Genomic DNA, 21,285 nt, shown 5'->3' on the forward strand with positions numbered 1-21,285 from the left:
CATTCCTTAACTTAATGCCCATAATGGGCTTCATGGTTATTGGGTTTTAATGTTAAACTCTTTGAGGAGCTCTGTAAAAAGTTCGCTATTATTGTGTTCAGAACTAATTAGCTCTAAATCTTTTACAGGGTAGTCTAAATGAATATTTTTAGCTATCTCATCTTTTTCGTATTCATATAAAGACCACGCTTTATTTTTATATTCTAAAGCTGTTAAATTTTCAATCCAATCGCCAGAGTTTAAGTAAGTAGTGCTTCCTTTTTCAGTTTCAATTGTTCTTATTTCTGGTTGATGGATGTGCCCGCAGACTACATAGTCATAAGCCTCATCAATTGCAATATCTGCAGCAGTGTTTTCAAAATTATTAATGAATTTAATGGCACTTTTTACGCTGTTTTTAATCTTTTTAGAGAATGAAAGCCTGCTATAGCCCATTTTATGACTTATCCAGTTTACAATCGTATTAATAAGGATTAAAAAATCATAACCCATTCCGCCTAGTTTAGCAAGCCATTTAGAGTGTTGCATGGTGACATCGAAAACATCTCCGTGAAAAAACCATCCTTTCTTACCGTCAATATCTAGTACTACTTTGTTTACGATTTCAAAGCTTCCTAAGCGAAAACCTTTAAACCTACGTAACATCTCATCGTGATTTCCTGTGATGTAGTAAACTTTTGTTCCAGAAGTGATAAAATTCATCAGTTGCTTGATGATTTTCATGTGAGGTTTAGGAAAGTAACGCTTGTTGAACTGCCAAATATCAATAATATCACCATTTAAAATCAATATTTTTGGATTGATGGTTTTTAGGTAATTATGAAGCTCTGTGGCTCTGCAACCAAAAGTTCCTAAGTGAACATCTGATATTACAGCAATATCTAATTTACGTTTTTTGTGTTTTTTCATTCTAAGTGTACTTCGATATGTATCAAAGTTACTTTTTGAATGTTTTTTAAAAGTGAAGTAATTATAAATTATTGGTAATAAAATCTTTACTAAAAAGTTCAGTAAAGGTTGCGTAAAAGTAAAAAGCTCGGTAAAACCGAGCTTTTTATATATAGTTTTTAAAAAAGATTACTTGTTGTACAATACCCATTCCCCTTTTTCTAATAAAGGAATAGCTTGCTTGTACTTAACCTCTTTTTCTTCACCTGACATTACATTTTTGATAGTAACTTTTTCGTTACGACCAATTTTTGGTTGTTCACGAACAATAGTTTCTACAGCTTGCTGTTCTTGTGTTTGTTGGTTACGAGCATTGCTAATAGCTTGCTGTGTTGAGTTTTGAACTTCGTCCTTACGTAAATCTAAATGCTCACGTTGTTGTTCACGAGCTTCTGATACTTGTGAAGCTTCTTGACTTGGTAATTTTCCTTTGAACAAGAATGATAACACTTCTTTGTTAACTTTATCAATTGTTTCTTGGAATAATTCGAAAGCCTCAAACTTATAAACTAATAACGGATCTTTTTGCTCGTACGTAGCATTTTGAACAGTTTGTTTCAACTCATCCATTTTACGTAAGTGATCCTTCCAGTTTTCATCAATAATGGCTAAAGTGATGTTTTTCTCAAAATCATTTACTAGTGACTTTCCTTCACTTTCGTAAGCTTCTTTTAAGTTGGTAACTACTTGTAGTGTTTTAGAACCATCTGTAAAAGGAACAACGATACGCTCGTAACGATCACCTTCGTTTTCAAAAACGTTTTTAATTACTGGGAATGCATTTTCAGCATTTCTTTCCGCATCGTTTTTGTAGTGTTCTGTTACTATTTTGTATAGCTTGTCAATTAAATCTTGCTCTGATGTTTTATTGAATTCTTCTTCAGAAAAAGGAGAAGTCATTGCAGAGAAACGAATTAATTCGAATTCAAAGTTTTGGAAGTCTTTTGCTTCTTTATTTTGTCTTACAATTGAATCACAAGTATCATAAATCATGTTTGCGATATCAATCTGTAAACGTTTTCCGTCTAAGGCATGACGACGACGTTTGTATACAAACTCACGTTGTGCGTTCATAATATCATCATACTCTAATAAACGCTTACGAATACCAAAGTTGTTTTCTTCTACTTTTTTCTGAGCTCTTTCAATAGATTTTGAAATCATAGAGTGCTGAATTACTTCGCCTTCTTTTAATCCCATTCTATCCATCATCTTCGCAATTCTTTCTGAACCAAATAAACGCATTAGGTTGTCATCTAAAGCTACATAGAATTGAGAAGAACCTACATCTCCTTGACGTCCTGCACGACCACGTAACTGACGGTCTACACGACGAGAATCATGACGCTCTGTACCAATAATAGCTAAACCACCTGCAGCTTTTACTTCCTCAGATAATTTAATATCGGTACCACGACCAGCCATGTTTGTTGCAATGGTTACCACTCCAGGTTTACCAGCTTCAGCAACTACATCTGCTTCTTTCTTGTGTAATTTTGCATTTAATATATTGTGAGGAATCTTACGGATTTGTAACATTCTTCCTAATAATTCAGAGATTTCAACAGAAGTAGTACCTACTAGTACTGGTCTTCCTTCTCCAACTAATTTTACGATATCTTCAATTACAGCGTTGTACTTTTCACGAGTAGTTTTATAAACTAAATCTTGTTTGTCGTCTCTTTGAATTGGTTTGTTTGTTGGAATTTCAACAACATCTAATTTGTAGATTTCCCAGAATTCACCAGCTTCTGTAATTGCAGTACCTGTCATACCAGATAACTTACGGTACATTCTAAAGTAGTTCTGTAAAGTAACAGTAGCAAACGTTTGCGTAGCGTCTTCAATCTTCACATTTTCTTTAGCTTCAATTGCTTGGTGTAATCCGTCAGAGTAACGACGACCGTCCATAATACGACCTGTTTGCTCGTCTACAATCATTACCTTATTATCCATTACCACATACTCTACATCTTTTTCAAAAACAGTGTATGCTTTTAAAAGTTGATTCATGGTATGAATACGCTCACTCTTTATGCTAAACTCACGGTATAGTTCTTCTTTTTGATCAGCTTTTTCTTCTGGAGTAACGTCGCTATTATCTATTTGACCAACTTTTACACTAATATCTGGTAAAACGAAGAACGTTTCATTTTTTGTGATATCAGAAAGGTGTGCGATACCTTTATCTGTTAAGTCAATTTGATTGTTTTTTTCTTCAATAGTAAACCATAATTCTGCATCAACTTCAGGCATTAGCTTGTTGTTGTCTTGCATGTAGAAGTTTTCAGTTTTTTGAAGGATTTGTTTAACTCCTTCTTGCGATAAAAATTTAATTAAGGCTTTGTTTTTAGGAAGACCTCTATAAACTCTTAGTAATAAGAAACCACCTTCTTTAGTATCACCTTCTTTAATTAAGCGTTTAGCTTCAGCTAAAACACCTACTAGATATTTATTTTGAAGAGAAACTAAATCGGCAACTAGAGGCTTTAACTCATTAAATTCATGATTATCTCCTTGTGGTACTGGTCCAGAAATAATTAACGGTGTACGAGCATCGTCAATCAAAACAGAATCCACCTCATCAATAATAGCATAGTTTGGCGCACGTTGTACTAAGTCTTTCTTAGAGTTTGCCATGTTATCACGTAGGTAGTCGAATCCAAATTCATTATTGGTTCCGTAGGTAATATCTGCGTTATAAGCTTCTCTACGTGCTTCTGAGTTTGGTTGGTGGAAATCAATACAGTCAGTAGATAACCCGTGGAACTCAAAAATAGGAGCCATCCACGCACGGTCACGTTTTGCTAAGTAGTCGTTTACAGTAACAACATGTACTCCGTTACCAGTTAAAGCGTTTAGGTATACAGGTAATGTAGAAACTAATGTTTTACCTTCACCTGTCATCATTTCGGCAATTTTACCTTGGTGTAATACAGATCCACCGATTAACTGAACATCATAATGAATCATATCCCAAATAACCTCTTTACCCGCAGCGTCCCATGAATTAGCCCAAAAAGCTTTGTTGTCTTCTAGTGTGATATGTTCTCTAGTAGCTGATAACTCTCTATCAAAAGGAGTTGCAGTTACTTCTATTTCTGTATTGTTAGTAAAACGCTTCGCAGTTTCTTTTACAACAGCAAAAGCCTCTGGCATAATGTCTAACAAAACAGCTTCTGAAGCCTCGTAAGCTTCGTCTTTTAATTTATCAATTTCTGTATAAATGTCTTCTTGACGATCAATATCTGCATTTTTAGCTTCTTCTTCAAGCTCAGCTATTTTGTCATTAAAAGATTTTGTAGCGTCTTTAATTTTAGATTTAAATTCGATTGTTTTTGCCCGTAATTCATCATTTGATAAACTATTTAATGAATTTTCAAAAGATCGTACTTTTTCAACGATCGGTTGTAGTGATTTTAGGTCCTTTTGTTGTTTGTCTCCAACAAATAGTTTTATAATCGAATTTAAAACGCTCATTTGTAAAATATTGTTTTATAGCTAATTAAGTTGTTTTTAATTAGCGTTTTTTGTGTTTTTTATTGAGTGCTTAAAAGTAAGCAAAAAAAAAGCCTCTGTAAAAGAGACTTTTTATTATTTATTTTTTTCTAGTATTCATCTTCATTCCAAAGATAATCTTCTTCAGTAGGGTAATCTGGCCATATTTCAATAATAGAATCGTATGCCTCACCTTCATCTTCGATATCTTGTAAGTTTTCTACCACTTCTAACGGTGCTCCAGTACGAATAGCGTAATCAATTAATTCGTCTTTAGTTGCAGGCCAGGGTGCATCTGCTAAATAAGATGCTAATTCAAGTGTCCAATACATTTCTTTATCTGTTTAATAAGATTTTCCGCAAAAATAATTTTTTTTTGTAAAAAGTCAAGTTTTTTTTAAAAAATGTGAAATCAATAATTAAAGAACTTAGTTAAAGCTTTTCAGGAATCCATTTAATTTCCTCAGCTTGTAAGTCTTGGGTCAACTTTCGTGCCAACACAAAAAGGTAGTCAGAAAGTCGGTTTAAATACTTTAAAACAGTATAGCTAATTGTTTCTTCTTCGTTTAAAGCCACAGCTAATCGTTCCGATCTACGGCATACGCAGCGTGCTATGTGACAAAATGACACGGTTTGGTGACCGCCTGGTAATACAAAGTGTGTCATTTGAGGTAGGTCTTTATTCATTAGATCAATTTCGTCTTCTAAAAACTGAATTGAGTCTTCATTAATTTTAGGAATGTTTAAGCGTTCTTTACCACTTTTTAAAGTTTCCTTTTCTGGTGGTGTAGCTAACATGGCACCTAATGTGAATAAATCGCTTTGAATTTTTGTTAATTTCTTTTTCAGAGTTTCGTTAATGTTTTGGTCTCTGATTAGTCCAATGTAAGAGTTAAGTTCATCAACAGTTCCATAGCTTTCTATTCTTAAATGATGTTTAGGTACTCGGGTGCCACCAAATAGGGCAGTGGTACCTTTATCACCTGTTTTAGTGTATATTTTCATATGTTCTTTACTTGTTTGATTATTTTTTTAAGATAGCTAATTTATCTAAAATATAATCAGGACAACGCATAGGTTTTTTTGTTTTATTGTTAATAAATGCTAACACAGTATTTCCAGTTGAAATTAGTTCGTTATTTTGATTGGTAATTTCATAGTCGAATTCAATTTTTACTGAAGGTGTTTTTTTTAAAATGGTTGTAATGGTTAATTCATCGTCGTATAATGCCGACTTTTTAAAGTTACAAGATAAAGAAATAACAGGCAACATGATTCCTGTTTTTTCCATATATTTGTATGTAACGCCCAGAGAACGTAGCCATTCGGTACGACCAATCTCAAAAAATTGTGCGTAGTTTCCATGATAAACTACTCCCATTTGATCAGTTTCAGCATACCGAACACGTATAGTTGTGTGATGTTTTTGCAAAAGAATATTTTATTTTAATTGCATTAACGATACGCAAAAAAAAAATAAAAGTCAATAGTGATTTGATTTTTTTATACTAAAATTTATTCACACTTTTGTTCGCCCAGACTTTCATGTTTGGTGTCCCCTAAACCTGAATAAAAATTAACAACTAAAATTGTTTTTTACCAATATGACTAAAACAGCCGATTCAGTTTGGATGGAATGCTTGTCTTTTATTAAGGATAACATTAAGCCACAGGCATATAAGACTTGGTTCGAACCGATAAAGCCAATTAAATTGGCGGGGGAAGCTTTGACAGTTCAAGTACCAAGTAAATTTTTTTACGAGTGGTTAGAAGAGCATTACATTAAATTGTTAAGAGTAGCTTTGGTTCGTCAGTTAGGAAATGATGCTAAATTAATTTACGATGTACGTATGGAGAATACGTATAGTAGTAATAGCCCTCAGACTGTAAAAATACCTAGTTCAAACCGTAACCCTTTAAAACCACAAAAGGTAACAGTTCCGTTAGAGTCAAAACGAGAACTTAAAAATCCATTTGTTATTCCTGGGTTACAAAAGGTGAAGATAGAGTCTCAACTAAATCCAAATTATAATTTTGTAAATTTTGTTGAAGGAGATTCTAACAGGTTGGCACGTTCTGCTGGTATGGCTGTAGCAAATAAACCAGGTGGAACTTCATTCAACCCATTATTAATATATGGAGGAGTTGGATTAGGAAAAACACACTTAGCACATGCTATAGGTGTTGAAATAAAAGATAAATACCCAGATAAAACTGTATTGTATATTTCTTCTGAAAAATTTACACAACAGTTTATTGATTCGGTAAAATCGAATACAAGAAATGATTTTATTCACTTCTATCAAATGATTGATGTGTTGATTATTGATGATGTGCAGTTTTTATCAGGAAAAGCAGGAACACAAGATGTATTCTTTCATATTTTCAACCATCTACATCAAAATGGAAAACAGGTTATTTTAACTTCAGATAAAGCACCTGTTGATATGCAAGATATTGAACAACGTTTACTTTCTCGTTTTAAATGGGGGTTGTCAGCAGAATTACAAGCACCAGATTACGAAACAAGAATTTCTATTTTACAAAACAAGTTATACAGAGATGGTGTTGAAATGCCTGAAGAAATTGTTGAGTATATAGCGAAGAATATCAAGTCTAATGTTCGTGAGCTAGAAGGAGTGATAATTTCAATGATAGCTCAAGCTTCTTTTAATAGAAAAGAGTTTACAATTGAACTAGCAAAACAGATTGTAGATAAATTTGTAAAGAACACGAAAAAAGAATTGTCTATTGATTACATTCAAAAAGTTGTATCAAAATACTTTGATATGGATGTGGCAACTTTACAATCTAAAACACGTAAACGTCATATTGTACAAGCACGTCAGTTAGCTATGTATTTTGCAAAACGTATGACAAAGTCATCATTAGCAAGTATAGGAAGTCAAATAGGTAAAAGAGATCATGCTACTGTATTACATGCATGTAAAACTGTTGATAATTTGACTGAAACTGATAAGCAGTTTAAAAAGTACGTAGAAGACTTAACAAAAAAGTTAACTTTATAAACAACGAACCTCACCTAGTGAGGTTTTTTTATGAGTATGAAAAAAATATTAATGGTTTGTTTAGGAAATATTTGTCGATCTCCTCTTGCTGAGGGAATTTTACAATCTAAATTGTCTTCAGGTAATTTTGCAGTAGATTCAGCAGGTACAGCTGGTTATCATGTTGGCGAATTACCTGATGGGCGCTCTATTGAAGTAGCTAGGAAATATGGGGTAGATATCACTAATCAACGATCAAGAAAGTTTGTAAAAGCAGATTTTGATAATTTTGACATGATTTTTGCAATGGATCAAAGTAATTATGGTGATATTGTAGCCATGTCTGAAAATGAAGAGCAGCATGAAAAAGTAAAAATGATTTTGAACGAATTACATCCTAATGAAAATAGGAGTGTTCCAGATCCGTACTATGGAGGAGATCAAGGTTTTGAAAATGTATACAAAATGTTAGATGAAGTGTGTGAAATTATAGCTTCAAAATTAGAACAGAAATAATGAAAGGTAAATTATACTTGATTCCCACAACGTTAGGTGATACTGAGCCATTAGAGGTAATGCCCTTATCAGTAAAAAAGGTAGTAGAGCAATTAGATCACTTTATTGTTGAAAACGAAAAGTCTGCTAGAAGATTTATTAAAAGAATTACACCAACAAAGTCGCAACCTTCATTGGAGTTGATGTTGTTAGATAAGTATTCAGATGATTTAGAAACCAAAAATTACTTAGATGCCTGTGAAAAAGGAATATCTGTTGGTTTACTCTCTGAAGCTGGGGTGCCAGCTGTGGCAGATCCAGGTGCAAGTATTGTGAAGTTAGCACATCAAAAAGGAATTCAGGTAGTTCCATTGGTAGGCCCTTCTTCTATTTTATTGGCAATTATGGCTTCTGGTATGAATGGGCAGAGTTTTGCATTCAATGGATATTTACCTATTGATAAATCAGATAGAAAAAAAGCAATTAAAGATTTAGAGAAGCTTTCAAAAGAAAAAAATCAGTCACAGCTTTTTATCGAAACTCCTTACAGGAATGAAAAAATGTTAGATGATTTACGTGCTACTTTATCTCCTGATACAAGAGTTTGTGTGGCGTGTGATATAACACTTCCAACAGAGTATATTAAAACACTAACGGTAAAAGAATGGAAGCATGTAAAAACGGATTTACATAAACGACCAGCTATCTTTATCATCCATAAATAAAAAAAAGCATCGATTCAATCGATGCTTTTTTTTATTGTTTTCTTATTAGTTAAACCGTGGGCTTCTTATTGGCTTTGATGTTAGAAACATCATAACCAGCAAACTTCTTAAGGTATGATTGTATAGAGGTTCCATAGGCATCATTAAAACGGATAGATCCATTCGAACGTAAGAACTTTTTTACATTACCTGCACCACTTAAATGTGCTGCTGCTAAAATACCTGATTCAGTTATTTTAACTCCATTAATGGTTTTGCCAACACTTCTCTTTATGTCTTTTCTTAAAATCCATTTGTTTAATTTACAATAAGCGACAAATGTGCGTTCTTGTAATTTTGGGTTTTTAAGAAAGTGAGTGGTGTTGTAAATTCTAAATCTCTTTAGGGTTTCCTTACCAAATTGGTATTTCCCTAAGTATCCAAGTGTGTTAACTACTCTATACCTGCCTTGTGATTCTTTAAAAGCTAAAGCTTCTTTAAATCCTACAAAATCATTTAATAAAAAAGGAATGTTAACCTTTTCTACCTTATGAATTGGTATTGGCGTTGTTGTAGTAGTTTTTTCTTTTTTAGCTGTAGTCTCTGTAAAACTGGTTAATAATACAAATCCTAAAAATACTAATACTAAATGTCTGATAATTAAATACTTTCTGTTTAGCGATGCAAAGATACGGCATTTTTTTACAACAGACTATAAATCAATAATTTACAGTTGTTTAACTATTGATAATTAAGTTGTTTTCCTGTGTTTTTTTTAGGTAAAAAACAAAAATATTTATCTTTTATTGGCTTTTTGGTAATGTTTTGATGAAATTGGTAAAAATAAAATTTTGTTAATTTATCTCTTTATCCCTTGTTGATTTATCCATTGTTGATATTTCACTGCATTTCTATTATGCTGTGCTAAAGAGTTAGCAAATTCATGAAAACCAATCTTATCAACACTTGCACACATATAGTAATAATTGTGTTTTTGATGGTTTAAAACAGCATCAATAGATGAAATATCTGGCATTGCAATCAAAGTAGGAGGAAGTCCTGTGTTTTTATAAGTATTGTAAGGAGAGTCTATCACTAAATCTTTGTTTAAAACCCTTTTTACAACAAAATCTTGCCCTTTAATTTCTTTAATAGCGTATATAACTGTTGGGTCAGCTTGTAAAGGCCAATTATCTTTTAATCTATTTAAATACAGACCAGCAACAATAGGGCGCTCTACTTTTTTAGCTGTTTCTTTCTGAACGATAGAAGCTAGAGTAATTACTTCTTCTTTTGAAAGGTTTAGCTTTTTAGCTTTGTCTAATCTAGCAGAAGTCCAAAAACGATTGTATTCGCGCAACATTTTATCACGGAAATTTTCAGCAGAAGTATTCCAATAAAACTCATAGCTATTAGGGATGTACATTCCCAGTGCAGATTTTTTAGAAAACTTATTGGTAGCTAAAAAAGAAGGATCTTGCATAGCTTGTAATAAAGCAATAGAGTCTGCTTCAATTTGTTCAGCAATTCTTCCTGCTAATTTTTCTAAGGTATCTTGATTATTGAATGATAAAGTAATTGGTGTTTGATTTCCACTACGTAAAAGGTTAACAACATCATTCATGTTCATCCCTTTTTTTAGTAAATATTTTCCACCTTTAGGTTTGGTGAATTTTTTCTTTTCTGCAACCCAAACAAAATTTTCAGGATGTTTAACAAATTCAGTAAGTTGTTTTTTTACATCTATAAAAGAAGCATTAGACCCTATGTATATAGCCCCATCTTTAGTAACTGCTTTACCAAATATTTTTTGATAGTAGTTAAATCCAATAATTCCACCAATTAAAAAAATGGCGGCAATACCTCCTAAAATAATTTTCTTATTCATTTATTAATTGAAATAATAGTTCGTCTTTATATGTTCCGTTGTAAAAAATCCAATCTTTCTTAATTCCAATTTGCTTAAAATTTTGTTTTTCAAAAAGATGTAAGCTATTGGTGTTATCATTAGTAATATTTGCATACAATTGATGTAAATGCAAATGTGTAAAGCAATAGTTAATTAGTAATTGTAAAGCTTCAGAGGCAAATCCCTTCTGCTGAAAGTCAGGATGGATCAAAATTCCAATACCAGCTCTTTTATGTTGTGGATTAAAATCAAACAAATCTATCATACCGACAGATTTACCAGTCGATTTTTCATCAATAACTAATCGTAACTGTTTAGCTTCAAAAATATCTAAGTGAGCGTTTTCTAAATATTGTTTCAATAAAAATTTAGAAAATGGAGCTTGTGTATGGCTTACTTCCCAAAAAGACTCATTGTTTTCAATTTGAAATAAAAACTCTAAGTCTTCAGGTTCTAAAGCTCTTAACTTGATATGTGTTCCAATTAACGTATGCACTAAATATTTATTTTACCTTTAAATACAAAAGTAGCTGGTCCTTTTAAAAAGACCTCAGAATAGATTCCGTTTTGTTCACTAAAAGAAACTTCTAATTCTCCTCCCTCAACAGGTAAAATAATAGAAGAACTATTTGTTTTTTTTGTTGCATGCATGGCTATGGCAACGGCAGTAACACCGGTACCACAAGCTAAAGTTTCATCTTCAACTCCTCGTTCGTAGGTACGTACTTTAAAAGTGTTGTTAGCTATTTGTTCTACAAAGTTAACATTACTCCCTTCAGTACCATAAATCTCATTCCTAATTTCTTTTCCGTTTGAAAAGACATCATAATTTGCAAGATCGTTTACCAACTGAACATGGTGTGGAGATCCTGTGTTGGTAAAGACGTATTTGTCAAAAATATTCACCTTGTCAACATCAATCATTTGTAAAGAAACAAGGTTGTTAGAAATAGAGGCATGATGTAATCCATCAATAGCAATAAAAGTAGTTTCGGTTTCGAAAAGTCCAAGTTTATGAGCAAAAGCTACAATACAACGACCTCCGTTACCGCACATAGTACTTTCATTACCATCAGAGTTATAATATACCATCTTAAAATCGGTAGTATTATCTTCTTCAAGTAGGATAAGACCATCAGCTCCAATACCGAAATGTCTATCACATAATTTTGCAATTATGTCAGTTTTATTTTTTGGAAAGGTTTTTGAACGATTATCGATCATGATAAAATCGTTACCAGTTCCTTGGTATTTGTAAAATTCTAAATCCATAATAATGGACAAAGATACATATTTTATGAAGGAAAGAGGACTGTTAAATAGCGGTTAAAATCAGTTAAATAGAAGTTAAACACATTTACTTGAAATGTTAAAATTGTATATTTGGAGTATAAAATTTTGTAAGCATATGAAGAAAATTATTGGAACTTTAGGAATTGCGATTTTAGGAGGCGCAATAGCACTTGCAGGATATAAAACATTGATAGAAGAACCGCAAGTGATTGTAGAAAAATCGGTAGAACCAACAATGCAAACTGTAAAGGCAAGTTACATGCCAACAGTAATAAACTCAACATCAACACCAACCGACTTTACAGAAGCAGCTGATAAAACAGTACATGCGGTGGTGCATGTTAAAAACACCTCAATAAGAACACAACAAAACCCGTTAGCAGAATTATTTTATGGTAGAGGAAGTGGAACGAGAAAGTACCAACAAGTAGGTACAGGAAGCGGCGTAATTATTTCTCCTGACGGGTATATTGTAACCAACAATCATGTAATTGAAGGAGCAAGCGATATTGAAATTACGTTAAATAATCAGAAAAAGTTAAAGGCAACTTTAATTGGAGCAGATAAAAGTAACGATATAGCTTTATTGAAAGTAGAAGCTGATTTTGAATTGCCTAATTTACCTTTTGGAAACTCTGATAATATTAAAGTAGGAGAATGGGTCTTAGCGGTAGGGAATCCTTATAATTTAACATCTACTGTTACTGCAGGTATTGTAAGTGCAAAAGGACGTGATTTGGATGGAAACACCAATATAGACTCGTTTATTCAGACAGATGCAGCTGTAAATCCAGGGAATAGTGGAGGTGCGTTGGTAAACACACGAGGTGAGTTAATAGGAATTAATACAGCTATTTCATCAAGAACTGGTTCTTTTATAGGATATTCGTTTGCAGTGCCGTCAAACATAGCTAAAAAAGTAGTAGATGATTTGTTAGAGTTTGGGACAGTACAAGAAGCTTTAATCGGTATAAATTATGATAATACGGAAAATGGAGTAGAGGTAACTGCATTAACAGAGAATGGTGGAGCGAAAAAAGCAGGAATAAAAGAAGGAGATATTATTAGTAAAATTAATAATGTTAAAATTTCTAAGTTTTCTGATTTGAAAGGGCAATTAACGGCTAGGAGACCAGGTGATAAGGTTGTTGTAACAGTTTTGAGGGATGGAGATGAGTTAGAAAAACTAGTGGTTTTAAGTAAGAAAAATTTTGTTGCTGTCAGAAGTTTAGGGCTTGTCATTAAAGATTTGTCAAAAAATGATTTAAAGAAGAATAACCTAAAATCGGGAGCAAAGATTATAGAAAATGTTAACCCTTTTTTAAAACGGTTAGGTGTTGATAAAGGGTTTATAATAACTAGAATAAATGAATTTGAAATTAATGATGCAAAAGATGCTAAAAGTAAACTTCTAGAAAATAGTTCTTTAATTTTAGAAGGAATAAACTCAAAAGGAGAAAAAGTTAGATACGGTTTAAAGTAAAATATTTTACTTATTATTGTGACTAGTATTAATATAAAATTTAAATATTATGAAATTTTTAAAAAATTCAAATGTAAAAGTATTATCAAACCTAGAACAAAAAGAAATAAATGGAGGAGGAGATGGTTGTAGGCAAGTATCTTCATTGAGTGGAATGGGTTGTACGACAGTGTCCTATGATTGCTATAGTGATAATGGATGGAAATATAGAAGTTATACTGAAGGTTCATGTGGTGGTGGACGTATGGAGGTTGTAAGTGATTCATATTATGTGTGATAAAAACTTATCTATAAATAATAAAGAGAACTAGGTTTAAAAACCTAGTTCTTTAATTTTAAAAGAAATAAAATTAAAAGGGAAGAATGTTAGGTATGGTCTAAAATAAAAACATAAAAAAAGCTGCTTAAAAGCAGCTTTTTTTATGTTTTTATTTTAAGATTAATAGAAGGAAATACCTATTTTTGCACAAATTTTTTAATTTTAGTTAACACACAACTATGTCAACAATAACAAATTACGAAAAAGAAGTAGTAAATCAAGCGCAAGTTCGAAGAGCTACGGTTGAGTTTATTAATATCGTTAACGATTTATGGTACGATAAATCTATCGAGTTAGTATTATTTAGAAATCCATTAGTAGATAAAAGAGCTAGTGAGGTTTTAAACTTAATCGATTACGCTAAAGAGTTTGTAGCGAAGCCAATAACAATAGAAGATGCTTTAGAAATAGCTAAAGCAATTCAATCGATTGATTTACCACCATCAAAATTAGATATTGGTAAATTAGCTTACGAATTTCACTTACAAGACGATGCATCAGCAGACAAGGTAGCTTTTGTAAAAGAGCAATTAAAAGATGCAACTGAAGCAGAAAACATTCAACCAAAAGATGTAGTATTATACGGTTTTGGACGTATTGGTCGTTTACTAGCTCGTGAGTTGAGTAGTAAGATGGGTAAAGGTTCTCAATTAAGATTAAGAGCAGTAGTTACTCGTGGTAAAATAGATCAAACAGTATTAGAAAAAAGAGCTTCTTTATTAAGTGTAGACTCTGTTCACGGAGATTTCTTGGGAACAGTTCAAGTAGATGCTGATAATAATGCATTAATCATTAACGGTACAACTGTTCACATGATTTCTGCAGCACAACCTGAAGATATTGACTATACGCAATATGGAATTAACGATGCGTTAATTATTGATAACACAGGAGCTTTTAGAGATGAAGAAGCATTAAGCCGTCACTTAAAAGCAAAAGGAGCAAGTAAAGTATTATTAACAGCTCCAGGAGCAGGTGTTCCTAACATTGTACACGGAGTAAATCATGAAGAAAATAATCCTGATAATATAGATATTTTCTCAGCAGCTTCATGTACAACTAATGCTATTACACCAGTATTAAGTGTGTTAGAAGATAACTTCGGAATTAAAAAAGGACACTTAGAAACAATTCATGCATATACAAACGATCAAAATTTAGTTGATAATATGCATAAGAAATACCGCAGAGGTAGAGCAGCTGCTTTAAATATGGTAATTACCGAAACAGGAGCAGGTAAAGCAGTAGCAAAAGCATTGCCAGCATTAGCAGGTAAGTTAACTTCAAGTGCTATTCGTGTACCAGTACCTAACGGATCATTAGCTATCTTAAACTTACAATTAAAAACTCCGGCAACAGTTGAATCTGTTAACGCTATTATGAAGCAATATGCGTTAGAAGGAGATTTAGTAGAGCAAATTCAATACTCATTAAGTAATGAATTAGTGTCTTCTGATATTGTAGGAACAACAGCTCCTTCTATTTTTGATAGTAAAGCAACTATTGCAGATGGAGATACTATTGTAATCTACGTATGGTATGATAACGAGTATGGTTACTCACACCAAGTAATGCGTTTAGCAAAGCATATTGCTAAAGTACGTCGTTATACTTATTATTAAAATAAAGTTAAAAACAGATAAAAAAAGCCGAAGCATTGATTTGCTTCGGCTTTTTTGTTATATTTGACTAAGAGTAACCCCTTAAATATGTCCCCTCAATGAAAAAGGTAATAATATTACTGTTCCTACTACTTGGCATTACTTCGCTAAGTTATTCTCAAGAATTAAAAACACTAGTTTCTGGAAAATGGTTTGTAGATTCAATGAAAATTGGAAATGAAAAATTTGAGTTCTTAGATGGAAAGAACTGGCTAGAGTTAAGTTCTGATGGAAAATATCAGGTTATGATGAGTAATAAAGAAGAAAGAGGAACATGGAAGTTAATTACAGATACAAATGAGCTAGAGTTTGACAATGAAAGCTTTGAAGAAAATTTAAAAATTGAAAAAATTAGCGAAACAATGTTATTAGTTTCAGCAAGAAATAAAGAAACCATCTATACTATGTGGTTAAAAAAATAAACTATCATACATAGTTTGTTTTTTAACGACCGAGGTAAGGGATTGCCTCGGTTTTTTATTTAAGTAGATCCTATTTTACTTATACTACTCATAAATCTTTTCCTTAAATTAGCGTCAAAAAATAAGATTAAATGAGGGCAGTACTTACACCAATATTATTGCTATTTGCAGCATTAACAACAAGCGCACAATCCAAATTACCATATTACGAAATACCAGAAGAAGCTGAAGAGTTTACAGCAGGAACCATTGTGAGTAGGATGATTGATGGATTAGGATTTCGTTATTACTGGGCTACAGACGGTTTAACCGAAAAAGACTTAGAGTATAAACCGAGTAAAGACGCAAAAACTACTGAAGAAACAATAGATCATGTGTTAAGTTTATCGCAAGTAATTAAAAATGCAGCATTAAAGGTTCCGCATAAAGAAGTAAAATCAGAAATGACATTTGCTGAAAAGAGAAAAGCAACCTTGGAAAATTTAAAGTTAGCGAGCGATATTTTTAGAAAAAGCACAGATGTATCGCAGCACAAAATAATTTTTGGAGATAAAAAACATCCAATATGGAATGCTATTAATGGACCTATTGCTGATGCTATTTGGCATGCAGGTCAGTTAGCCTCATTTAGAAGAGCCTCAGGAAACCCAATCAATTCAAAAATCAATCATTTTACAGGTACCGTTAGAAAATAATTTAATGACAGTTAAGGAGAAGATACAACAGTTAAGAGAAGAGTTACATACACATAATCACAGTTACTATGTGTTGGATGCGCCAACTATATCAGATTATGAGTTTGATATTAAATTAAAAGAGCTTCAGCAGTTAGAAGACGAGAATCCAGAATATTTCGATCCAAATTCACCAACGCAACGAGTAGGAGGAGAAGTTACTAAAAACTTTGAAACCGTTACCCACAAGCATAGGATGTATTCATTAGATAATTCATACTCTAAAGAAGATTTGTTAGATTGGGAAAAGCGCGTTCAGAAAATTTTAGGAACCGATCAAGTCGAATATACTTGTGAGTTAAAATATGATGGAGCTTCTATTAATCTTACCTATGAAAATGGACAATTTGTACAAGCAGTAACACGTGGAGATGGATTTCAAGGAGATAACGTAACAACTAATATTCGCACCATAAAATCTATTCCATTATTACCAAATAATGACTTTGTTTCTGATTTTGAAATGCGAGGAGAAATCATTTTACCATTAGAAGGATTTCACAAAATGAACGAAGAGCGTGTTGCAAATGATGAAGAACCTTATAGAAATCCGCGTAATACCGCTAGTGGAAGCTTGAAGTTACAAGATAGTGCAGAAGTAGCAAAAAGACCACTAGATTGTTTGTTGTATCAATTAGTAACGAGAGAACGTAAATATGCTTCACATTTTGAAAGCTTAGAAGCTGCAAGAAAAGTTGGGTTTAAAATTCCAGATACAATTGTTTTAGCCAAGTCGATAGAGGAGGTGTTAAACTTTGTAAACGAATGGGATGTTAAACGTCATACATTACCTTATGAAACAGATGGAGTAGTGGTAAAAGTAAACTCATTTCAACAACAAGATGAGTTAGGGTATACTTCAAAAGCCCCTCGCTGGGCTATTGCATATAAATTTAAGGCGGAGCAAGTTTCAACAGTATTAAATGAAATTACATATCAAGTAGGCCGTACAGGAGCCATTACCCCAGTAGCAAACTTAGAACCTGTACAATTGGCAGGAACAATTGTGAAAAGAGCTTCACTACACAACGCCGATCAAATAGCGAAACTAGATGTCCGGATAGGGGATACGGTTTTTGTTGAAAAAGGAGGAGAAATTATTCCGAAGATTGTAGGGGTAGATTTAACAAAGCGACCAATAGATTCTGTTCCTACACAATATGCTACACACTGCCCCGAATGTAATACTGAATTAGTCAGAACTGAAGGAGATGCGAAGCATTATTGTCCGAATGAATTTGGATGTGCACCACAAATTACGGGAAGAATCAAGCATTTTATCAGTAGAAAAGCGATGGATATTGATGGTTTAGGAGGTGAAACGGTTGATTTATTGCGTAAAGAAGGACTGATAAAGAACTATGCAGACTTATATGATTTAACAGTAGAACAAGTAATTCCGTTGGAGCGAATGGCAGAAAAGTCAGCGCAAAACATGATTGAAGGAATTGAAAAGTCAAAAGAAATTCCGTTTGAAAAGGTGTTGTTTGCTTTAGGAATCCGATTTGTGGGTGAAACTGTGGCAAAAAAATTAGCCAAACATTTCAAGTCCATAGATAATTTGATGCATGCAGATTTTGAAACATTGATTGCAGTTGATGAAATTGGAGATAGAATTGCACAGAGCATTATCGATTTTTCAAATGATTTAGGAAATATTGATTTAATTAACCGATTAAAATCGCACGGAGTTCAATTAGAGGTCTCTGCAGAGAGCTTAGAAGGACAAACAGATAAGTTAGCAGGAAAAGTATTTGTTGTTTCTGGAGTTTTTCATCAAATGAGTAGAAGTGAACTTAAAAAAGCGATTGAAGATAATGGAGGAAAAATATCGAGTTCAATTTCTAAAAAAACAACTTATATTGTAGCTGGTGATAATATGGGACCAAGTAAACTTACTAAAGCTGAAAGTTTAGGTATTCCAATTATCTCGGAACAAGATTTTATTGATATGATTGCTTAGTTTTTAAATAGTAGATAAAATTTCATCGTTACGAGTATAACGAAGTGATTTCAAAATTAAAAGGAAAACATGACCAAACAAACTAAAATAACCGTAGCATCTATTGTATTTCTAGTGGTTGCTATTATCGATGTGTATGCAGTAATTACACAAAATAAAACAATAGAAATGATTTTTAAACCGTTATTAATGACATCACTAGCAGTAGTGTATTTGGTATCGGTTAAAAAGCCAAATTTTTGGCTGCTGTCAGCTTTGTTTTTTTCATTTTGGGGCGATGTTTTCCTATTAGATAAAGCAAACTTTTTTGTGTTTGGTTTAGCATCGTTCTTAGTGGCACATGTGGTATATATTAAAATAACTACGAGCTTTTTGTATAAAGATTCAGCAGTTAGAATATTGACTTCGGCCATTCCTTTTGTATTGTTATTTGTGGGGCTCTTAGGTTTAATTTATCCTAACTTAGGAGACATGTTGCTGCCTGTAATTGTATACGGGGTTGCTATTTCAACTTTTGGTACGGCTGCATTACTAAACTATCGTCAGCAAAAAACAACAGCAAATACTTGGTTGTTATTAGGGGCTATTTTGTTTATAGCTTCAGATAGTCTTATAGCATTGAATAATTTTTACATGCCCAAACCATTATTTAATATTGCTATTATAGTATTGTATATTGTTTCTCAATATTTAATAGTTAAGGCAATTATAGCCAAGGAAAAATAATTTTTAAAGAAAATACATTGCTCCTGACATAGGGTTGACATAATGGACTTTATTTTTGTGTAAAACTTAAAAATAAAAGATGGATACAGAAAAAAAAGAACCGTTTTATGTTGTTGGTATCTCGGTAAGAACTTCCAATGAAAATCAGCAAGCAGCAAAAGATATACCTGCTTTATGGCAACGATTTATGTCTGAAAATATAGCCGATAAAATCCCGAATAAATCTTCAAATGAAGTATATGCTGTGTATACCGATTATGAGTCAGACCATACGAAACCATATACAACAATCATAGGTTACAAAGTAAACGAGGTAGATGATATCCCCGAAGGGTTTGTGAGCAAAAAAATAGAAGCACCAAACTATAAAACATATGTAGCAAAAGGAAGTTTAAAAGAGAATATAGTCTACAATAAATGGTTAGAGATTTGGAACGAAGATATAAATAGAGCATATACTTCCGATTATGAGGTGTATGGAACAAAAGCATTAGATCCAACAAATGCAGAAGTAGAAATATTTATAGGATTAAATTAATAATAAAAGGGCAGTTTTATAACTGTCCTTTTTGATTTATAAGGTTATAATTTGTTACCAACTATTGGAATGCTTTTTCTGTTGAAAATCAATAAAATTATTCCAGAGATAAAAGTTATAATAGCGCATATAAACAAAGTACCACCATCACCATCATGCTCAATACCTAAAATGGTTAAGTGGCTTATAATTGCTCCAGTCATTAAACCCGAAGTTAGCAAAGCACCCAACCAAGTTTTTTTGGGAGTAAATAAAAGTATAGAAGCAATTAATTCAAAAATACCAGTTACTATTCGCATATAAGCTTCATTACTTCCAGCTATTTTAGTAAATAAATCAATACTTTCTTGTGCTCCAGTAAATTTAAAAAACAATGTCTGAAGCATTATAATAGCTGCTATCAGTTTTAAAATTAAAAGAATATATTTTTTCATGCTTAATTGAATCTATTAAGTTAGACGTTGCAATTTTTAATGCTTACATAAACTAAAAACAATACTTTTGTAAGTATGAAAAAAATAATACTTACTCTATCAGTTTTTGGTTTATTGGCTTGTAAACAACAAAAAACAGCGCTTAAGTTTTTAGATGAATATGTGGTAAAAGATTCTTTGGTAATTGATAATACCGTTGTTGGTGGAATCTCTGGAATCGATTTTTATAATAATAATTACTACATGGTAGTGGATGATGCTACAAACCCAAGAATTTTAGTAGGAGATATTATTGTTAAAAATGATTCAATACAATCGGTAAATTTTGAAGATGTTATTATAGTAGATACTATAAGTCAGTTTACTAAAAACCATGTATTGGATTTAGAATCTGTTTTCGTAGATAAGGGAATCATAAATTTAGTAAGTGAAGGGTCTATTCAGTATAAAAAAGACCCGAGTATATTTGAAATTAATGCAGATGGAAGTTTTAAAAGTGAGATAGCAATACCTGATTATTTCAAAGCAACATCAAAAGCAAAACCAAAACATAATGGTGTTTTTGAAAGTTCTTCAAAAAGTTTTGACGGAAAAGGTTTCTGGGTAGCAATGGAAGCTCCTTTAGAAGCAGATGGGGAAGAACCAACATTTCACGAAACACAATCTCCTATTAGAATAACCTACTTTGATAACGAATCAAAAAAGGCGACGAAGCAATTTGCTTATCAGTTAGAAAAAATTGATAAACCTGCGAAAGGAAACATAAACCTAAACGGAGCAACAGCTATTTTAGAATATGAAAAAAATCACTTTTTCATAATCGAAAGAGCCTATCAAAGCGGTTATGGAAGCTATGGAAATGTAGTTAGAATTTTTAAAGCATCCATTAACGATGCTTCAACAAACACTTTGGAAATACAATCTTTAAAAAACGAAAAATATACGCCGTTAAAAAAAGAACTGTTATTAGATTTTAGTTCTGTTGAAAGTCAATTAACAGATGGAATTATAGACAATATTGAAGCGATTACTTTAGGTTCAACATTACAAAACGGAAACAAATCGTTAATCTTAGCCGCTGATGATAACTTTCAGTTGTATGGAAAGCAGTTAAATCAGTTTTTATTATTAGAAATTGAAGAGAAATAAT

At 32.4% G+C, this 21,285-nt stretch carries 22 protein-coding genes; 12 read left to right on the plus strand and 10 right to left on the minus strand.

Translation table 11 applies throughout. The annotated features are described in order from the left end of the window. Nucleotides 1-36 precede the first annotated feature (36 nt). The 5 genes from C8N27_RS09275 to C8N27_RS09295 form a co-directional block, all read right to left on the minus strand. Nucleotides 37-909 carry a UDP-2,3-diacylglucosamine diphosphatase gene (locus C8N27_RS09275; protein ID WP_121147134.1) on the minus strand — a complete coding sequence of 291 codons (873 nt, stop codon included), beginning with the start codon at nucleotides 907-909 and terminating at the stop codon, nucleotides 37-39. Between the two features lie 168 nt (nucleotides 910-1,077). Beyond that, on the minus strand, nucleotides 1,078-4,428 hold the full coding sequence (gene secA / locus C8N27_RS09280) for a preprotein translocase subunit SecA (protein ID WP_121147135.1): 3,351 nt from the start codon (nucleotides 4,426-4,428) through the stop codon (nucleotides 1,078-1,080). Nucleotides 4,429-4,556: 128 nt separating this feature from the next. Beyond that, nucleotides 4,557-4,778, minus strand: a complete 222-nt coding sequence (locus C8N27_RS09285; RefSeq protein ID WP_047789198.1) for a DUF2795 domain-containing protein — start codon at nucleotides 4,776-4,778, stop codon at nucleotides 4,557-4,559. Nucleotides 4,779-4,878: 100 nt separating this feature from the next. Further along, nucleotides 4,879-5,451 carry a cob(I)yrinic acid a,c-diamide adenosyltransferase gene (locus C8N27_RS09290; RefSeq protein WP_121147136.1) on the minus strand — a complete coding sequence of 191 codons (573 nt, stop codon included), beginning with the start codon at nucleotides 5,449-5,451 and terminating at the stop codon, nucleotides 4,879-4,881. 19 nt (nucleotides 5,452-5,470) lie between these two features. After that, nucleotides 5,471-5,878, minus strand: a complete 408-nt coding sequence (locus tag C8N27_RS09295; RefSeq protein ID WP_099216391.1) for an acyl-CoA thioesterase — start codon at nucleotides 5,876-5,878, stop codon at nucleotides 5,471-5,473. Between the two features lie 172 nt (nucleotides 5,879-6,050). On the opposite strand from C8N27_RS09295, the gene dnaA reads away from it, so the two are divergent. Genes dnaA through C8N27_RS09310 form a run of 3 tightly spaced genes read left to right on the plus strand, consistent with a single transcriptional unit; the run spans nucleotide 6,051 to nucleotide 8,674 of the window. Beyond that, a complete protein-coding gene (dnaA, locus tag C8N27_RS09300; protein WP_047789195.1) occupies nucleotides 6,051-7,475 on the plus strand; it encodes a chromosomal replication initiator protein DnaA in 1,425 nt (474 codons plus the stop codon). Between the two features lie 36 nt (nucleotides 7,476-7,511). Then, a complete protein-coding gene (locus C8N27_RS09305) occupies nucleotides 7,512-7,970 on the plus strand; it encodes a low molecular weight protein-tyrosine-phosphatase (protein ID WP_121147137.1) in 459 nt (152 codons plus the stop codon). Next, nucleotides 7,970-8,674, plus strand: coding sequence for an SAM-dependent methyltransferase (locus C8N27_RS09310; RefSeq protein WP_121147138.1), 705 nt, complete (start codon nucleotides 7,970-7,972; stop codon nucleotides 8,672-8,674). The genes C8N27_RS09305 and C8N27_RS09310 overlap by 1 nt, the downstream gene beginning before the upstream one ends. Before the next feature lie 49 nt (nucleotides 8,675-8,723). Here the strand turns inward: C8N27_RS09310 and C8N27_RS16100 are convergent, their stop codons facing one another. The 4 genes from C8N27_RS16100 to dapF all read right to left on the minus strand — a co-directional run bounded on the left by C8N27_RS16100 (nucleotide 8,724) and on the right by dapF (nucleotide 11,834). Next, nucleotides 8,724-9,344 carry a peptidoglycan-binding protein LysM gene (locus C8N27_RS16100; protein WP_099216480.1) on the minus strand — a complete coding sequence of 207 codons (621 nt, stop codon included), beginning with the start codon at nucleotides 9,342-9,344 and terminating at the stop codon, nucleotides 8,724-8,726. A 168-nt stretch (nucleotides 9,345-9,512) separates the two neighbouring features. Continuing rightward, nucleotides 9,513-10,541: an endolytic transglycosylase MltG gene (gene mltG / locus C8N27_RS09320; protein WP_099216398.1), complete on the minus strand. Its 1,029-nt coding sequence runs from the start codon at nucleotides 10,539-10,541 to the stop codon at nucleotides 9,513-9,515. Beyond that, nucleotides 10,534-11,058 carry a GNAT family N-acetyltransferase gene (locus tag C8N27_RS09325; RefSeq protein ID WP_121147139.1) on the minus strand — a complete coding sequence of 175 codons (525 nt, stop codon included), beginning with the start codon at nucleotides 11,056-11,058 and terminating at the stop codon, nucleotides 10,534-10,536. Before C8N27_RS09325 ends, mltG begins: the two co-directional genes overlap by 8 nt. Beyond that, on the minus strand, nucleotides 11,058-11,834 hold the full coding sequence (gene dapF, locus C8N27_RS09330) for a diaminopimelate epimerase (protein WP_121147140.1): 777 nt from the start codon (nucleotides 11,832-11,834) through the stop codon (nucleotides 11,058-11,060). The genes C8N27_RS09325 and dapF overlap by 1 nt, the downstream gene beginning before the upstream one ends. A gap of 136 nt (nucleotides 11,835-11,970) precedes the next feature. Between dapF and C8N27_RS09335 the strand changes: the two genes are divergently transcribed. From C8N27_RS09335 to C8N27_RS09370, 8 genes are all read left to right on the plus strand, one after another. Further along, on the plus strand, nucleotides 11,971-13,338 hold the full coding sequence (locus tag C8N27_RS09335) for a trypsin-like peptidase domain-containing protein (RefSeq protein WP_121147141.1): 1,368 nt from the start codon (nucleotides 11,971-11,973) through the stop codon (nucleotides 13,336-13,338). 49 nt (nucleotides 13,339-13,387) lie between these two features. After that, nucleotides 13,388-13,615 carry a hypothetical protein gene (locus C8N27_RS09340; RefSeq protein ID WP_121147142.1) on the plus strand — a complete coding sequence of 76 codons (228 nt, stop codon included), beginning with the start codon at nucleotides 13,388-13,390 and terminating at the stop codon, nucleotides 13,613-13,615. 221 nt (nucleotides 13,616-13,836) lie between these two features. Continuing rightward, the gene (locus tag C8N27_RS09345; RefSeq protein WP_099216402.1) at nucleotides 13,837-15,279 is read left to right on the plus strand and encodes a glyceraldehyde-3-phosphate dehydrogenase; all 1,443 of its coding nucleotides are present in this window, start codon (nucleotides 13,837-13,839) and stop codon (nucleotides 15,277-15,279) included. A gap of 98 nt (nucleotides 15,280-15,377) precedes the next feature. Further along, on the plus strand, nucleotides 15,378-15,740 hold the full coding sequence (locus tag C8N27_RS09350) for a hypothetical protein (RefSeq protein WP_099216403.1): 363 nt from the start codon (nucleotides 15,378-15,380) through the stop codon (nucleotides 15,738-15,740). Between the two features lie 131 nt (nucleotides 15,741-15,871). Then, nucleotides 15,872-16,435 carry a hypothetical protein gene (locus C8N27_RS09355; protein ID WP_121147143.1) on the plus strand — a complete coding sequence of 188 codons (564 nt, stop codon included), beginning with the start codon at nucleotides 15,872-15,874 and terminating at the stop codon, nucleotides 16,433-16,435. A 4-nt stretch (nucleotides 16,436-16,439) separates the two neighbouring features. Next, a complete protein-coding gene (gene ligA / locus C8N27_RS09360; RefSeq protein WP_121147144.1) occupies nucleotides 16,440-18,437 on the plus strand; it encodes an NAD-dependent DNA ligase LigA in 1,998 nt (665 codons plus the stop codon). 69 nt (nucleotides 18,438-18,506) lie between these two features. Continuing rightward, complete coding sequence (locus C8N27_RS09365) at nucleotides 18,507-19,163, plus strand: lysoplasmalogenase (RefSeq protein WP_121147145.1); 657 nt, start codon at nucleotides 18,507-18,509, stop codon at nucleotides 19,161-19,163. 79 nt (nucleotides 19,164-19,242) lie between these two features. Beyond that, complete coding sequence (locus C8N27_RS09370; RefSeq protein WP_121147146.1) at nucleotides 19,243-19,701, plus strand: GyrI-like domain-containing protein; 459 nt, start codon at nucleotides 19,243-19,245, stop codon at nucleotides 19,699-19,701. Between the two features lie 44 nt (nucleotides 19,702-19,745). On the opposite strand, the gene C8N27_RS09375 is transcribed toward C8N27_RS09370, so the two are convergent. Then, a complete protein-coding gene (locus C8N27_RS09375) occupies nucleotides 19,746-20,135 on the minus strand; it encodes a DoxX family protein (RefSeq protein WP_121147147.1) in 390 nt (129 codons plus the stop codon). Nucleotides 20,136-20,210: 75 nt separating this feature from the next. On the opposite strand from C8N27_RS09375, the gene C8N27_RS09380 reads away from it, so the two are divergent. Further along, complete coding sequence (locus tag C8N27_RS09380) at nucleotides 20,211-21,284, plus strand: esterase-like activity of phytase family protein (RefSeq protein WP_121147148.1); 1,074 nt, start codon at nucleotides 20,211-20,213, stop codon at nucleotides 21,282-21,284. The last annotated feature ends 1 nt before the right edge of the window (nucleotide 21,285 follow it).

It is taken from the genome of Tenacibaculum discolor, from assembly GCF_003664185.1.
GTDB classification, from domain to species: Bacteria; Bacteroidota; Bacteroidia; order Flavobacteriales; family Flavobacteriaceae; genus Polaribacter; species Polaribacter discolor.

Bases quoted from the DNA above. Each gene is read 5' to 3' on its own strand.
- C8N27_RS09275 (WP_121147134.1), bottom strand. From the start codon at position 909: ATGAAAAAACACAAAAAACGTAAATTAGATATTGCTGTAATATCAGAT.
- secA (WP_121147135.1), bottom strand. From the start codon at position 4,428: ATGAGCGTTTTAAATTCGATTATAAAACTATTTGTTGGAGACAAACAA.
- C8N27_RS09285 (WP_047789198.1), bottom strand. From the start codon at position 4,778: ATGTATTGGACACTTGAATTAGCATCTTATTTAGCAGATGCACCCTGG.
- C8N27_RS09290 (WP_121147136.1), bottom strand. From the start codon at position 5,451: ATGAAAATATACACTAAAACAGGTGATAAAGGTACCACTGCCCTATTT.
- dnaA (WP_047789195.1), top strand. From the start codon at position 6,051: ATGACTAAAACAGCCGATTCAGTTTGGATGGAATGCTTGTCTTTTATT.
- C8N27_RS09305 (WP_121147137.1), top strand. From the start codon at position 7,512: ATGAAAAAAATATTAATGGTTTGTTTAGGAAATATTTGTCGATCTCCT.
- C8N27_RS09310 (WP_121147138.1), top strand. From the start codon at position 7,970: ATGAAAGGTAAATTATACTTGATTCCCACAACGTTAGGTGATACTGAG.
- mltG (WP_099216398.1), bottom strand. From the start codon at position 10,541: ATGAATAAGAAAATTATTTTAGGAGGTATTGCCGCCATTTTTTTAATT.
- dapF (WP_121147140.1), bottom strand. From the start codon at position 11,834: ATGGATTTAGAATTTTACAAATACCAAGGAACTGGTAACGATTTTATC.
- C8N27_RS09335 (WP_121147141.1), top strand. From the start codon at position 11,971: ATGAAGAAAATTATTGGAACTTTAGGAATTGCGATTTTAGGAGGCGCA.
- C8N27_RS09340 (WP_121147142.1), top strand. From the start codon at position 13,388: ATGAAATTTTTAAAAAATTCAAATGTAAAAGTATTATCAAACCTAGAA.
- C8N27_RS09345 (WP_099216402.1), top strand. From the start codon at position 13,837: ATGTCAACAATAACAAATTACGAAAAAGAAGTAGTAAATCAAGCGCAA.
- C8N27_RS09350 (WP_099216403.1), top strand. From the start codon at position 15,378: ATGAAAAAGGTAATAATATTACTGTTCCTACTACTTGGCATTACTTCG.
- C8N27_RS09355 (WP_121147143.1), top strand. From the start codon at position 15,872: ATGAGGGCAGTACTTACACCAATATTATTGCTATTTGCAGCATTAACA.
- ligA (WP_121147144.1), top strand. From the start codon at position 16,440: ATGACAGTTAAGGAGAAGATACAACAGTTAAGAGAAGAGTTACATACA.
- C8N27_RS09365 (WP_121147145.1), top strand. From the start codon at position 18,507: ATGACCAAACAAACTAAAATAACCGTAGCATCTATTGTATTTCTAGTG.
- C8N27_RS09370 (WP_121147146.1), top strand. From the start codon at position 19,243: ATGGATACAGAAAAAAAAGAACCGTTTTATGTTGTTGGTATCTCGGTA.
- C8N27_RS09375 (WP_121147147.1), bottom strand. From the start codon at position 20,135: ATGAAAAAATATATTCTTTTAATTTTAAAACTGATAGCAGCTATTATA.
- C8N27_RS09380 (WP_121147148.1), top strand. From the start codon at position 20,211: ATGAAAAAAATAATACTTACTCTATCAGTTTTTGGTTTATTGGCTTGT.